The sequence below is a fragment of the Polynucleobacter sp. VK25 genome, assembly GCF_018687355.1.
Classification (GTDB): domain Bacteria; phylum Pseudomonadota; class Gammaproteobacteria; order Burkholderiales; family Burkholderiaceae; genus Polynucleobacter.
The window spans coordinates 1,958,522-1,971,240 of the sequence record NZ_CP061288.1 but is presented as its reverse complement, the minus strand read 5'-3'; the positions used below and the strand labels follow the sequence as shown (position 1 = coordinate 1,971,240).

16 protein-coding genes are annotated in these 12,719 nt (G+C 45.7%); 6 read left to right on the top strand and 10 right to left on the bottom strand.

Annotated elements, in window-relative coordinates:
• Nucleotides 1–13 precede the first annotated feature (13 nt).
• The 3 genes from AOC21_RS09955 to AOC21_RS09945 are packed head-to-tail and all read right to left on the bottom strand — an operon-like array spanning nt 14 to nt 1,595.
• On the bottom strand, nt 14–658 hold the full coding sequence (locus AOC21_RS09955) for a histidine phosphatase family protein (protein ID WP_215391813.1): 645 nt from the start codon (nt 656–658) through the stop codon (nt 14–16).
• A 21-nt stretch (nt 659–679) separates the two neighbouring features.
• A complete protein-coding gene (locus tag AOC21_RS09950) occupies nt 680–1,075 on the bottom strand; it encodes a GNAT family N-acetyltransferase (protein WP_215391812.1) in 396 nt (131 codons plus the stop codon).
• A 1-nt stretch (nt 1,076) separates the two neighbouring features.
• Complete coding sequence (locus tag AOC21_RS09945) at nt 1,077–1,595, bottom strand: MOSC domain-containing protein (protein WP_251371507.1); 519 nt, start codon at nt 1,593–1,595, stop codon at nt 1,077–1,079.
• Nucleotides 1,596–1,657: 62 nt separating this feature from the next.
• Between AOC21_RS09945 and AOC21_RS09940 the strand changes: the two genes are divergently transcribed.
• Together AOC21_RS09940 and AOC21_RS09935 are read left to right on the top strand one after the other, a co-directional pair.
• The gene (locus AOC21_RS09940) at nt 1,658–2,530 is read left to right on the top strand and encodes a DMT family transporter (protein ID WP_251371506.1); all 873 of its coding nucleotides are present in this window, start codon (nt 1,658–1,660) and stop codon (nt 2,528–2,530) included.
• A 369-nt stretch (nt 2,531–2,899) separates the two neighbouring features.
• Nucleotides 2,900–3,136: a DUF2798 domain-containing protein gene (locus AOC21_RS09935; RefSeq protein ID WP_215391811.1), complete on the top strand. Its 237-nt coding sequence runs from the start codon at nt 2,900–2,902 to the stop codon at nt 3,134–3,136.
• Nucleotides 3,137–3,402: 266 nt separating this feature from the next.
• Here the strand turns inward: AOC21_RS09935 and AOC21_RS09930 are convergent, their stop codons facing one another.
• Both AOC21_RS09930 and AOC21_RS09925 read right to left on the bottom strand, forming a co-directional pair.
• Complete coding sequence (locus tag AOC21_RS09930) at nt 3,403–5,031, bottom strand: peptide chain release factor 3 (protein ID WP_215392814.1); 1,629 nt, start codon at nt 5,029–5,031, stop codon at nt 3,403–3,405.
• A gap of 57 nt (nt 5,032–5,088) precedes the next feature.
• Entirely contained in the window at nt 5,089–5,826 is a 738-nt protein-coding gene (locus AOC21_RS09925) for a pseudouridine synthase (protein WP_215392813.1), read from the bottom strand.
• Between the two features lie 335 nt (nt 5,827–6,161).
• Between AOC21_RS09925 and AOC21_RS09920 the strand changes: the two genes are divergently transcribed.
• Entirely contained in the window at nt 6,162–6,785 is a 624-nt protein-coding gene (locus AOC21_RS09920) for a carboxymuconolactone decarboxylase family protein (protein WP_251371505.1), read from the top strand.
• Nucleotides 6,786–6,788: 3 nt separating this feature from the next.
• Here the strand turns inward: AOC21_RS09920 and AOC21_RS09915 are convergent, their stop codons facing one another.
• The 4 genes from AOC21_RS09915 to can are packed head-to-tail and all read right to left on the bottom strand — an operon-like array spanning nt 6,789 to nt 10,563.
• Nucleotides 6,789–8,207 carry a protein kinase gene (locus AOC21_RS09915; protein WP_215391810.1) on the bottom strand — a complete coding sequence of 473 codons (1,419 nt, stop codon included), beginning with the start codon at nt 8,205–8,207 and terminating at the stop codon, nt 6,789–6,791.
• A 5-nt stretch (nt 8,208–8,212) separates the two neighbouring features.
• A complete protein-coding gene (locus AOC21_RS09910) occupies nt 8,213–8,965 on the bottom strand; it encodes a metallophosphoesterase (RefSeq protein WP_215391809.1) in 753 nt (250 codons plus the stop codon).
• 25 nt (nt 8,966–8,990) lie between these two features.
• On the bottom strand, nt 8,991–9,890 hold the full coding sequence (locus tag AOC21_RS09905) for a lipid A biosynthesis acyltransferase (RefSeq protein WP_215391808.1): 900 nt from the start codon (nt 9,888–9,890) through the stop codon (nt 8,991–8,993).
• A 1-nt stretch (nt 9,891) separates the two neighbouring features.
• Nucleotides 9,892–10,563: a carbonate dehydratase gene (gene can, locus AOC21_RS09900; RefSeq protein ID WP_215391807.1), complete on the bottom strand. Its 672-nt coding sequence runs from the start codon at nt 10,561–10,563 to the stop codon at nt 9,892–9,894.
• A 22-nt stretch (nt 10,564–10,585) separates the two neighbouring features.
• On the opposite strand from can, the gene AOC21_RS09895 reads away from it, so the two are divergent.
• A complete protein-coding gene (locus AOC21_RS09895) occupies nt 10,586–10,882 on the top strand; it encodes a DUF167 domain-containing protein (RefSeq protein WP_256437819.1) in 297 nt (98 codons plus the stop codon).
• A 15-nt stretch (nt 10,883–10,897) separates the two neighbouring features.
• On the opposite strand, the gene AOC21_RS09890 is transcribed toward AOC21_RS09895, so the two are convergent.
• Nucleotides 10,898–11,794: an aspartyl/asparaginyl beta-hydroxylase domain-containing protein gene (locus AOC21_RS09890; RefSeq protein ID WP_215392811.1), complete on the bottom strand. Its 897-nt coding sequence runs from the start codon at nt 11,792–11,794 to the stop codon at nt 10,898–10,900.
• 157 nt (nt 11,795–11,951) lie between these two features.
• On the opposite strand from AOC21_RS09890, the gene AOC21_RS09885 reads away from it, so the two are divergent.
• Both AOC21_RS09885 and AOC21_RS09880 read left to right on the top strand, forming a co-directional pair.
• The gene (locus AOC21_RS09885; RefSeq protein ID WP_215360481.1) at nt 11,952–12,317 is read left to right on the top strand and encodes a hypothetical protein; all 366 of its coding nucleotides are present in this window, start codon (nt 11,952–11,954) and stop codon (nt 12,315–12,317) included.
• Nucleotides 12,318–12,394: 77 nt separating this feature from the next.
• Nucleotides 12,395–12,715 (top strand): HU family DNA-binding protein, encoded by a 321-nt coding sequence (locus AOC21_RS09880; protein ID WP_150114176.1) that lies wholly within the window; start codon nt 12,395–12,397, stop codon nt 12,713–12,715.
• The last annotated feature ends 4 nt before the right edge of the window (nt 12,716–12,719 follow it).

The window sequence follows — 12,719 nt, the reverse complement described above, 5'->3', positions numbered from 1 at the left end:
ATCATCATAAACTCTAGAGGTCTAGATTATCTAGTGCCAAACTTTCAAGGTGACTTGTGTCTGCCCACGCATCAACCGTCCACGTCAGCCCATCATGACTGATCCAGTTTAGCGAGGCGTTGGGTACTGCAACAGCTTTTGCGGCATCCAGAGGCTGTTTGCTCGCAATCCTGTACATCATATCTAATGCTCCACCATGGCTAACCAACAAAATGGTTTTGCCTAAGTGCTGCAATCGAATTTGTTCTAGTGCAGATTGAATGCGATCTGCAAACCTCTGAATGCTTTCACCGTCACGCAAGTTCTCATTAATATTTCTGCTGAGATGGGATTGCCAGAGCTCTGGCTCACGGATTGGTGCTTCATCGGTCGTTAACCCTTGTAGTGCGCCGAGATGCCGCTCTCTTAGTGAAGCATTACTGATTGCGGATGTTTTGAATAACGCTTCGATTGCCTGTGCGGTCTTAGCTGCGCGCTGTAGATCGCTGGTATACAAGACATCAAATTGAAGATCAATTTTTTGGAGAGCACGCGCCATTTGTTTGGCTTGAGCGAAGCCTCTGGCATTAAGGTCAATATCGGTATGGCCCTGTAGGCGGCGCGCGGCATTCCAGTCAGTCTCGCCGTGCCGAACCAAACAAAATCGAGTAATAGTCATGCGTCAATGATAAAGACTTAATTACTTTTTAAGAGTCCAGGCGCGCGGGTTGTGTTCAAACCCAATGTGCTCATAGTATTCATTAGCCTTGGGCGCTGCTAAAAGCACAATCATGCATTCCGAGCCAAGTCGTACTTTGGTTTCTTCAATCAGCTGCTTGCCAATACCCGAGCGTTGATATTGTTGATCAACTGCTAAATCCGCAAGATAGGCTACATAAGCAAAGTCAGTGAGTGAGCGGGAAATTCCCACCAGCTTCTGGCCATTCCAGGCGGTAATAGTGAGATTTGCATTCTTGAGCATGGCTTCAAAAGTTTGAATATTGTGAATAGGGCGACGTTCTCCAAGCGTGGAGCGCCTGTAGAGATCTATCGCTTCCTCAGCTGTTATGGTCGCGTTATCGCGGTATTCAATCATGTCATTTCACATTCTCTAGAAGGAGTTTGTCGCCAACAGCAAGCATTCCAGAATTGAGAACTTCAGCTCGAATGCCGCCGCGCCCTTCAAATGCCTCCATGAAGCTAGGTCTACTCAGCAGTTGTGCAGGCCTTTCACAGGGAGTGCAGAGCTCTGTTCCCAAAAGCTGCAGGCTACCCAACTGAAATTGCTGACCTACTAGCTTATTCAGTTCGGTTGCTGTGATCCCTTCAAGCACGACATTGCGGCGTGTTTCGGCCGCATCAAAAGTAGGCTCATCACCCGCTTTTAACCACTCATTTGCAGTCTCAATGCCGGATAGGGCAATTAGGCTGATATGGCGAACCTTTATAGGTTCAATGGCTGAATATGCACCCATACCCAGGGCATAACGGTCGCCCTCAATGCCTGAGCCAGCATTGACTCTAGCTTGGCCAATGGTTTGCATCTGTGCCCCCGCGGCAGGCGCAAGATAGATAGCTTGAATATGAGCGTTCAATTTCATAAGAAGTGCTGACATATTACAACCCACCTCTTAAAGATTGTTAATACAATCAATCCAACATTAAATAAAGGGCGATAGTGAATAGAGAAAGCAAAGGCATGCTGATTGGCTTTATCGGCATCCTCATTTTTAGCTTAACGCTGCCAGTTAGCAAGATTGCCGTCTTAAGCTTTAACCCTTATTTCATTGCTTTTGGTAGGGCGACTTTAGCGGGGTTGGTAGCGCTCGCCTATCTTGTTTATAAAAAAGAAGCCACACCTAGCAAAGTTGATTTTGTGAAATTCGTGGTCATAGCATTAGGGGTGGTATTTGGGTTTCCTATCTTTACTACTGTTGCAATGGCCCACGGCTCATCCTCCCATGGCGCAGTAATTCTGGGAATGATGCCGCTAGCCACAACCGTGATTGGAGTCCTACGCTTTAAAGAGCGTCCTTCACTAGGGTTCTGGCTGGTATCTCTATTAGGTGCTGGCTTAGTTGTTCTATACGCCTTGCTTAAGAGCTCTGGAAGTTTTACTTACATTGACGGCCTGCTAGTCCTTGGCGGGATCAGTGCTTGTATTGGTTATGTAGAGGGCGGTGAACTCTCCAGAAAGATGAATCCTCGCGCCGTCATTTCTTGGGCCTTGGTGATTTCATTACCTTTGAATATTTTGATGGCTTGGCTCACATATAGCTCAGAGTACATCGATGCTGGAGCGGTGGCTTGGACTAGCTTTATTTATCTGAGCTTATTCCCGATGTTCCTTGGGTTCTTCTTTTGGTATGAAGGCCTTGCAGTTGGCGGCATTGCAAGAGTAAGCCAGGTGCAGTTGATACAGCCTTTTTGTACGCTTGTGGCAGCGAGCGTTTTACTTGGCGATTCGCTCACCTTGATGAATTTAATCTTTGCTGTATTGGTCGTGTCTACTGTCATCCTCGGAAAGAGAATGTTGGTAAAAAGAGCTTAGGCTTTTAACTGACAATGAAAATAAAAAGCCCCGCTCATTTGATTGACGGGGCCTTTTAATTATTTGACAACAGTTGAATGTTTGCTGAGTGCCCGTAAAATTTTGCCTTTTTCTTTGGGTTTGGTGCTTGCTTCTAATAGCTTGGTAAGTTGTGCTGTGTTCAGGGGGCCTAAGCGTGCCTTGCCTGTTTTAGTGAGCATAGAGTCGTTTTTTCTGGTTCTTTGATTTTGGCCTACAGCCATGGAGTTTTCCTAGAGTAATGGAATGATGAATCTCAAAGACTGCATAAGAGATTCCCCTGTCTAGGGCGCACAATAGTGATCACAGTCCAGAATAACAGTTAACCAGCCCAGAAGATATGATGTATTCATGACCAATTTACCGAACTTCGTTTTTGCTCTGCTAATGGGCTTCTTAATGTCTGCAACGATTACATTTGCTACTACATTTGCACGCATCGGCTTTGCAGAAGACTTTCTTTGGGTTTGGTTTGGGGTATGGTTGGTAGCCTATCCGGTAGCGATCGTCGGTATTTTGGTGTACAAACCTCTCGCTAGCAAATTGACTGTAACGCTTATAAAAAAATTAAGACCGAATGAACCCTAAATTACTTACGAAAGATCTTTGATGATTGCTCGATTAATATTGTCTGCATTGAGTATTGCTTGTATTTCTTTGTTATGGGGATGTGCTGCGGTATATACCGATGCGTCAGATTCAAATCACGTTACTTTTTAAATAGTAGTGGCGAATCGCTTCAACAATTAACTCAGAAAGCCAGTAATTATTGTGCGCAGTACGGCAAAGTAGCGTCATTCAGGAGCAGTGACACCCAGCTAGTCGCTGTCTTTGATTGCAAAACAATGCGTTGATTAGCCCGCTAAATCTGATTGGTAGATTAAGCCAGCGTGCTCTCTGAGGGCGTGGAATTGAATAGATTCCCAGCGTTGTTGAGCAACATCGAGTTCTGATTTGTGGGACGCCAAGAAGACGGATGCACCCACAACGTCTTCAGCCATGCGGTGGATATTTTCTTGTGTAAATTTTTTCAGTGCCACGGGATCATCTGAGCTAACCCAGCGGGCCAGGCTATAGCGGGCAGGCAATAGACGTACCTCTGCGCCATATTCAGTCTGAAGGCGATGGCTTACTACTTCAAATTGAAGTTGGCCAAATGCACCGAGCAGCATGGTGCCGCCTGACATTGGCCGAAAGACCTGAATTGCACCCTCTTCACCTAATTGCATGAGTCCAGTGCGTAATTGTTTTGAGCGCAGCGGATCGGCAGACTCAACCATGCGAAAAATTTCTGGAGCAAAGAATGGCAAGCCAGTAAATTGCAATTGCTCACCCTCAGTCAGCGTATCACCAAGACGTAGCAGACCATGATTTGGCAAACCAATGATGTCGCCCGGGAAGGCTTCATCCAAAATATCGCGTCGTTGTGAAAGGAAAGAGAGTGCATTATTCGTGCGCACCTCTTTGCCATTACGACAAATCTTGAGTTTCATGCCGCGCTGAAAGTGTCCGGAGCAGATGCGCAAAAAGGCAACGCGATCGCGATGTGCTGGATCCATATTTGCCTGAATCTTGAACACTACTGCAGAGAATTTATTTTCTGCAGGACTTACTTCTCGCTGCAACGCTTTGCGAGAGCCTGGAGATGGCGCAAGCTCAACCAATGTATTGAGAATCTCGCGCACACCAAAGTTATTGATCGCTGAGCCAAAGAAAACTGGCGACTGACGTCCAGCCAAGAAGGCTTCGAGATCAAATGCTGGCATCGCATCTTTAATTAATGCTACTTCAGCTATAGCGTTTTCTAGGTCGGTACCAAGGCGCTCCTTAAGAGCTGGGTCATTGACATCAACCACCGCATGAGAATCTTCGGTAACTCGGTCTTCGCCTGCTTTGAACATACGCATACGAGAGTTGGCGATATCGATCACACCAGCAAAAGATTTGCCCATGCCAACCGGCCAAGTGAAAGGAACCACTTCTATGCCAAGTGCAGTTTCAATTTCATCCATGAGCTCCATGGGGGGCTTAACCTCGCGGTCCATCTTGTTGATGAAGGTCACGATAGGTGTATTGCGTGCACGACAAACTTCTAGGAGGCGTAAGGTTTGAGATTCAACGCCGTTAGCAGCATCAATCACCATGAGAGCAGAGTCAACCGCTGTCAATACTCGATAGGTATCTTCGGAGAAGTCCTGGTGGCCAGGGGTATCTAGCAAGTTAATAATGCAATCACGGTATTCCATCTGCATCACCGAGCTTGCTACCGAGATGCCCCGTTGCTTTTCAATTTCCATCCAGTCAGATGTTGCATGACGACTCGCTTTACGGGCCTTAACGCTTCCCGCAATTTGAATCGCTCCCGCATAAAGCAATAGTTTTTCTGTAAGCGTGGTTTTGCCTGCATCCGGGTGAGAGATGATGGCAAAGCTGCGACGTCTAAGTACTTCTGCGCCTGGAGTGCTGGAGTTAGGAGTTTCGATGGTAATTCTGCGTTGATTAATCTATGTTCGGACGCAATTATAAGCGCGCAAAGCCCTTCAGAACTGCTCTTCGGGCCTTACATAGCGCCATTTGCCTGGAGGTAAGGGGCCTAAAGAGATGCGACCCATTCTGACGCGTTTGAGCCCTATCACTTTGAGGCCTACCATCTCACACATTCGACGAATCTGACGTTTGCGTCCCTCGCGCAGTACAAAGCGAAGCTGATCTTCATTTTGCCAGCTGACTTGTGCAGGCTTGAGCTCCACTCCATCAAGCGATAGACCATGACGCAAGCGGTCTAAGTCTTCAAATGAAAGCAATCCCTCAACGCGTACTAAATACTCTTTTTCTATAGGACTGTTTTCACCAATTAATAATTTGGCAATACGACCATCTTGAGTGAGTACCAGCATACCTGTAGAGTCAATGTCTAGTCTTCCTGCAGGTGCTAGACCTTTTGTATTGAAGCGTGGATTTCTGCCTTTGTCCAGCGGGCTGGCAAAGTAGTTTTCAGGAGTAATTAAAGAAGCCGCTGGTTGGTATTCTTGTTCATCGTCATAGTGAGAGATGTAACCAACGGGCTTATTGAGGATAACGGTGATGCGAGATGCTTGTTGTACTTTCGCGCCAGATTGCAGCTCAATCTTTTGATGACGGAACGCGCGCGTGCCCAATTCATTCACTACCTCACCATCTACAGTCACTAAGCCTTGCTCAATATATGAGTCTGCTTCGCGACGTGAGCAAAGACCTAGCTCAGAGAGTAATTTTGAGACGCGTACTTTTTCTTCCATGCCTGCATTATCGGGCATCCATGAGTACCAGTAGGATCGAGGTACTATCTCATTTCAGCAGTAGCCGATTTGCTAGCGCGTGACTCAATAAAGGAAGCCCTAATGACTAAGACTTTAAAAAGCCACTACTCTATAAAATCCTTTATATTCAAGTACTTAAAGCTGTTGTCATTGGTTTGGCCACGATTATTGTTGCAGGCTAGACCGGCGAGCTTGACCAAAAACAGTTAACTAGCGCCCTTAATCGCGACAATTGGATTGAGGCACAAGAGCCCGAGGTAATCTTGGATCAACGACAAGAGAAAATGAAAAAATTTTTGAATCTGGAGACCCCAATGAAAAGAAATCAAATGTATTTGTTGTTCATCGCAACGCTAGTATTTAGTCAAGCCGTGTTTGCGCAAACACGGCTTCCAGAAATTCCAGTAGATCAATACACAATAGAGCAGAAAAACGCTGCAAAGGAATTTGAGGCCGCACGCAAAAAGGCCCCCTGGGGACCTTTTGCTATGTTGATGTACAGCCCACAGCTGATGAATAATGCCCGCGCAATGGGTGATTATCTGCGCTATAACTCCGCATTCGATAGCCTCTTGAGTGAGTTTGCAATTCTGATTACTGCGCGTGAGTGGACGCAAGATTATGAGTGGTATGTTCATTATCCAATCGCCATTAAAGCTGGATTAAAGCCGGCAATTGCTCAGGCCCTAAAAGAAGGTAGAAGACCCGAAGGCATGAGCGAAGATGAAGCGATAGTCTACGATTTCACTACTGAACTGCAAAGGTATAAACGCGTTTCAGATGCTACATTTGCAAAAACAGAGAAGCGTTTTGGCAAAAAAGGCGCGATCGATTTAGCGGGGATTGCAGGGTATTACACCTTTTTGGCCATGGAGATGAATATGGCCAGGCATCAGATACCAGCCGGCGCCGAGCGCCTGCCCCGTTTTCCTGAATAAACTTTAAGTGCGAACAATGTGAACACTACAGGGAGCCTCTTCGACAATCTTGGTCATCGAGGTTCTCCAGGGCGTTACCTTATTAGGTAACTTATGCGATGCCCCAATCAGAATTAGGGACGCATCATTGTCCTTGGCGAATTCAACAATACGCGAGGCGGGATCAAGGGCCTCTAGTACGTGATAAGAAATTCTTTCAGGTGGCAACTTCAGTGGTTTTGCCCAATCCATCAATTGCACTAAATGGCCGCGCACAATTCCACTGGCGGTTTCATTTTCTTGGTTGCCTTCAAAAGTTGGCGTGCTACTGATGGTGCTTATACAAATTAGGCGACTTTCAGGATAAGCCTGCAATAAATTTTTTGCAGTGCTTTGCATGCGTTCGCGAAGATCTTCATCTGACTGGCGCGTATCAATCGCAGCAATCATCAGTGGCGCATCAAAATTGCCCATGCTGGGGCGAGGGCTTGGTGAGGGTTCGTAGCCCGCAGCCTTAAACATGCCCTTAAGGTTTTGCCAAAAACTAGGCGGCTCAACTCGATCAGCACGTTCAGTGAGCGTAACACCCTCCGGATCTCTTAATACTTGTCGTAGGCGTGCAGCACTTTGATAGCGGTCTGCAGCCCTTGGCTCTAGACATCTAAGAACTACCTCTTGTAACCAGCGGGGGATTTCTTTGCGAATAGCGCGCAGGGGGAATGGTTCGGCCCACATCCGTCTTCGCAGACCACTCATGGTTTGCGGGTTGCCAAACGGCAGTTCGCCAGTGAGCAATTCATACATGATCGCGCCGATAGAGAAAATATCGCTACGTGAATCAGACCGTATCCCAGCCACTTGCTCTGGAGAAATATATGGCGCAGATCCAACCCCTTTACGCATTGCTTCTGCAAGCAAGTCGGGATATCGAGCATGGTGCGATAAACCAAAATCAATGAGGGTTAGTTTGCCTTGGTCATCGAGCAATATATTTTCAGGCTTGATATCTAAGTGGATAGCATCTTGTGAGTGTAGAGATTGAACGGCTTGCGCTAGGTCTGCGCCAATACGCACCACTTCATCAATCGTAAATACTTTACCTTCTTTAATGTAATCCTCTAGTGGACGACCTTCAACTCTTTCCATTGCAATATATGGGCGCGTAGCCATATTGCCAGAGCCTAAATATTTAGGAACATAGGGACTTTTAAGTGAGCGCAAGATCGTCAGTTCAGTTTCAAAGCCGATCAAGCTTTCTACAGGCTGATCTCTACCTACGCGCGGTATCTTTAGCAGAATGGGTACATCGACACCTTCTTTGGTGGCAGAAAACAGGCTGGCCATACCTCCGCGATGCACCTCCTTGCCTAAGACAAAGCCATCTACTACTTTGCCCTCTTGAAATATGTCGTCTACTGCTTCAATGTCTTTGTTAATTGGCATCGAGTTTACTTGCCGGTAATGAGGCGATTTGCCAGGTCTTCTGGCAGGCCGGCACGACGCACTTTATCTGCAGCAGTAAAGTGATCATAGGGTACGCGATGAAATGTGAGAACTTCAGAGCTAGGTTCAAATACTGCAAAGCAAGCTTCGGGGTTGCCATCTCTAGGTTGACCAAGTGAGCCTACAACGCCCACCCATTGCCGATGATGGAGTACTGGAATTTCTTCACCAGGATGCGGGGCAAAGCGAATGAGTTTTCCAACTGCGCTTTGATAAAAAAGGGCCTGCTCATGTGCATGTCCAACAAAGGTGTAATTCTTGCCAGAGTTTTGTACGCAGCGCCACGCACTCATACTGTCAGTGATGTAATTCCAGTCAGCAGGATTATGTGCAGAAGCATGTACAAAGCAGATTTTTTCTTCTTGAATAATGAGGGGTAGATTTTTTAGGAAATCTACATGACTATTTTTTAGTTGAGACTTAGTCCATTCAATAGCAGCGTTAGCGCTAGCATTCATTTGATCGCGACTATCTTTAAAAACAGCTTCATCATGATTGCCTAGGATAGCAATCGCTTTTTTATTTTCAACCAGGGTAGAGATACGATCAATAATTGCCGCTGGGTCAGCGTTATAACCTACGAGATCGCCTAAGAAAACCATCCGCGTTACCCCAAGCTCCTCGGCACGAGCCATGCATGCCTCAAAGGCTTCTAAATTACTGTGGAGATCGGCAAAGAGCCCAATACGTTCGGTCATTCCTTAATGATAGGACAAACGCCCTTTATTTAGAAGGGTTATAGGGGCTTGGACCGTTATCGGGGCGGTTTTTAAAGCGTTTATGAACCCAGTAGTACTCAGCCGGCCGCAGTCGAATTTCAGCTTCAAAATATTGATTCAGGCGAGCAGTATCTGATTTGGAATCCGCCCCCGGAAAGTTTTCTAATGGAGCGCCAATTTCACAAAGATAGCCTGATTCATCGGCCTTCAATGTGGTGGTCATCATGCAAACATCGGCGCCAGTAATTTTGGCTAAACGGGAGATGGTAGTGATGGTATTGGTTTGAATTCCAAAAAAAGGGACAAATTCAGAATCTTTAAGACCCAGGTCAATATCGGGCGCAATGATGATGAAGTCCCCATTGCGTATTTCTCGAATGATGGCTTTGGCATTACCTTGTCGATCAATAGAGTTGCCCCCAAAACGGTTACGCCAGTCCACAATCTTTTTGTTAAAGAATGGATTTTTCATTCGTTGAAAAAATCCTGAGGTCCGTGGCCAGTGCTTTTCTCTAGAGAGGGCGCTCAAAATAATGCTGCCCTCAATTCCCGTGAAATGCATATTGACGAGAATGCGTGGTTTTTTACTAGAAAGATCGACTGCTGATTTCACCTCAATCATATTGCTCAGTTGTTTAGAGCTGCCACACCAGATGATGCTTTTCTCAACCAAGCTACGTCCCAGCAAGCGCCAATGCTCCTTAGCAAGCGCATCAATTTCAGCCGCGCTTAAATTAGGAAAGCACAACTGAAGATTTGTTTTGACCACGCGATTTCTGTCGCTGGGAATACGAGCGGCAATGTATCCAAGGCCGTAACCAATTGCGACTAACAGCCTATACGGCAGAAGGGCAAGAATTCTAAGTAGGACGACGCTTGCTTGATTGGAAATGGATTTGAGCAAATTAGTTTTGTTCTGATTCGTAACGCTTTACGGATTTGGCATAGCGCTCTGTCATTTCTTCAATAGATTTGCTGGACATGCCTAAGTCATTCACTAAACCAGTCTCAAGGCGATAGGCCCATCCGTGCACAGTCAAATCTTGTCCTCGTGCCCACGCATCTTGCACGATGGTTGTCTCACATACATTAACAACCTGTTCAATGACATTAAGTTCGCACAGTCGATCTTGACGTTTGGGAGTTGGAAGCATATCGCCCAAATAACGCTCGTGTTTTTGGTGTACGTCCTTTACATGACGCAACCAATTGTCGGCTAAGCCAACCCGTTTATCAGCTAAAGCGGCATGTACACCAGAGCATCCGTAGTGCCCTACTACCAATATATGTTTAACTTTAAGTAGATCAATAGCAAACTGAATTACAGATAAGCAATTTAAATCAGTGTGAACAACTACGTTTGCAACATTTCGATGCACAAATAATTCACCAGGCAGAAGATTCACAATGTCATTTGCCGGCACTCGGCTATCTGAGCAGCCGATCCAAAGATATTCAGGGGCCTGCTGCGAAACAAGGCGCTTAAAGAAGTTGGCATCCTTTGCCACCATGCTTTCGGCCCAGGCACGATTATTGGCAAATAGCTGTTCTAAAGCTTGAGAATTCTTCATCGTCATGCTTTCAGTTTAAAGTACTTTAATGACGCCTATTTGGTTAAAACAAACCCCCGCCGGAATTATCTTAAATTTGCATTGCCAACCAGGCGCAAAGGTGACTAAAGTCGTTGGCCTACATGATGGCTGCTTAAAAATTTCTCTGCAGGCGCCAGCCCTTGAAAACAAGGCCAATGAGCTCTTACTGGCGTGGCTTTCTAAGCAATTAAGGGTGCCTCAAAAACAGATTCAATTTGTTTCTGGTCAAAATAGCCGCAAGAAACGAGTGGAAATTTGGGGGTCTATCAGCCCCGAGCAAATTGCTCAGCTGTTAAGCCCCTAAAGCCCAACTTTAGATTTACCAAAAAATAGCCCACAAAATTCCCAGAATGAGAACCCATTTGCCTACGTAATAAATGGAGCGATGTTTTGCTTTTAACTTTTTGGCTTGTGCGCGCAGATGATAGAAATAAGTAAATAGAACATTTACAAAGCCTACTTTTTCCCCTTCAACGTTTTGAGATGAGGCGGCACTCATGACATATCTTCCAAACCAACGATTGAATAGCTCAACCACCTTAGTGTGAACTGGACGCTCTACGTCGCAAAATAAAATGATTCTTTGCTGGTCTGTTTCATTGGCGGCGAAGTGAATGTAAGTTTCATCAAACATGACTGCTTCGCCGTCTTTCCAGAAATAACGCTCCCCATCCACATCGATAAAGCATTTTGGATCGTTGGGCGTCACCAGTCCAATGTGATAGCGCAGGGAGCCCGCATAGGGGTCGCGATGCCGCACAAGCGTTGCCCCAGGCGGTAGCGAGGCGAACATGGCGGCTTTAACAGAGGGAATGGATTTAAGCAGGGCAACCGTTTTAGGGCATTTTGCTAGGGCAGACGGCACCTCTTTTCCATACCAGCAGAGGTGAAAACGTTTCCAGCCAGTGCGAAAGAAGGAGTTAAAGCCAATATCGTTATATCCGGTGGCCGCTGCAATCGAGCCACCTTCCTGCAAAGAAAGCGCTTCCTGACGAATCATTTCCCAGTTATCTTGAATAGGCTTCATCTCGGGAAATTGACTTACTGGAATAAAGGCGCCGGGTTTTACTTTTGAAAACAAATATAAAAGCGTATTTACGGGTGCCAAAAGCACTTGGTAGTCGGTAAGAGATCTAACGGCCCCAAAACGAACCTTGCCCCTGAAATAAACATAGACCGCTGATGCTACAAAAATAAAAAAGATGATGTGGCGAATTTCCATGGGTTTTGTCTAAGTGAGGTAATTGTCTGTATTTTAATTTGGATGTCGCCGCTAAATAGACTATTTCTTCTAGTGGGATGCCCATATACTGCTTACAGAAGATATCAGGACCCGCTTAGGGTTTGTGTGTAGATTTACCAAGGAAATTCTGATGAATAGCTTTATAAAGTGGCTCTTAAGCCTTGTTTTAATTGGGTTAGTAGGTATTTCGGTCTATACATGGGGGATGCTCACTTGGAGCTATGGAAGTGGAGAGCGCGCAGGATATGTGCAGAAATTCTCTAATCGTGGCTACATATGCAAAACCTGGGAAGGTGAACTAGCGATGGTTTCCATGCCAGGCACGATGTCTGAAAAATTCCTCTTTACGGTGCGTGAAGATGCTGTGGCGCAAAAAATTAATGCTAATTTAGGCAAAAAGGTTGCCCTAAAGTATGAGCAGCACATTGGTTTGCCAACTACCTGTTTTGGAGATACCGAGTACTTTGTTTCTGATATCACCGTTTTGGATGAGTAATTTGTAGTCGTAGTAAAAAATTGCTGTAACGCAACTTTATTTTTGTAATTTTTTGTGGTTAAAATCATGTAAGCGTAATGTGCGCTGACATCAATATCTATAAGGAGCTTCACTTGAACAAAGCCGAACTAATCGCAGCGATTGCTGACGACGCGGAGATCTCTAAAGCCAAAGCAGAATTTGCATTGAATTCTGCTATCGAGACAATCATTAAAGCTGTTACTAAAGGTGACTCAGTACAACTGATCGGCTTTGGTACTTTTGCTTCTGGCAAACGCGCTGCACGTATGGGTCGTAACCCAAAAACTGGCGAGCCACTCAAAATTGCTGCAGCAAAAACTGTTAAGTTTTCTGCTGGTAAGGCATTTAAAGATTCAGTTAACAAGCGTAAGAAGTAATTCT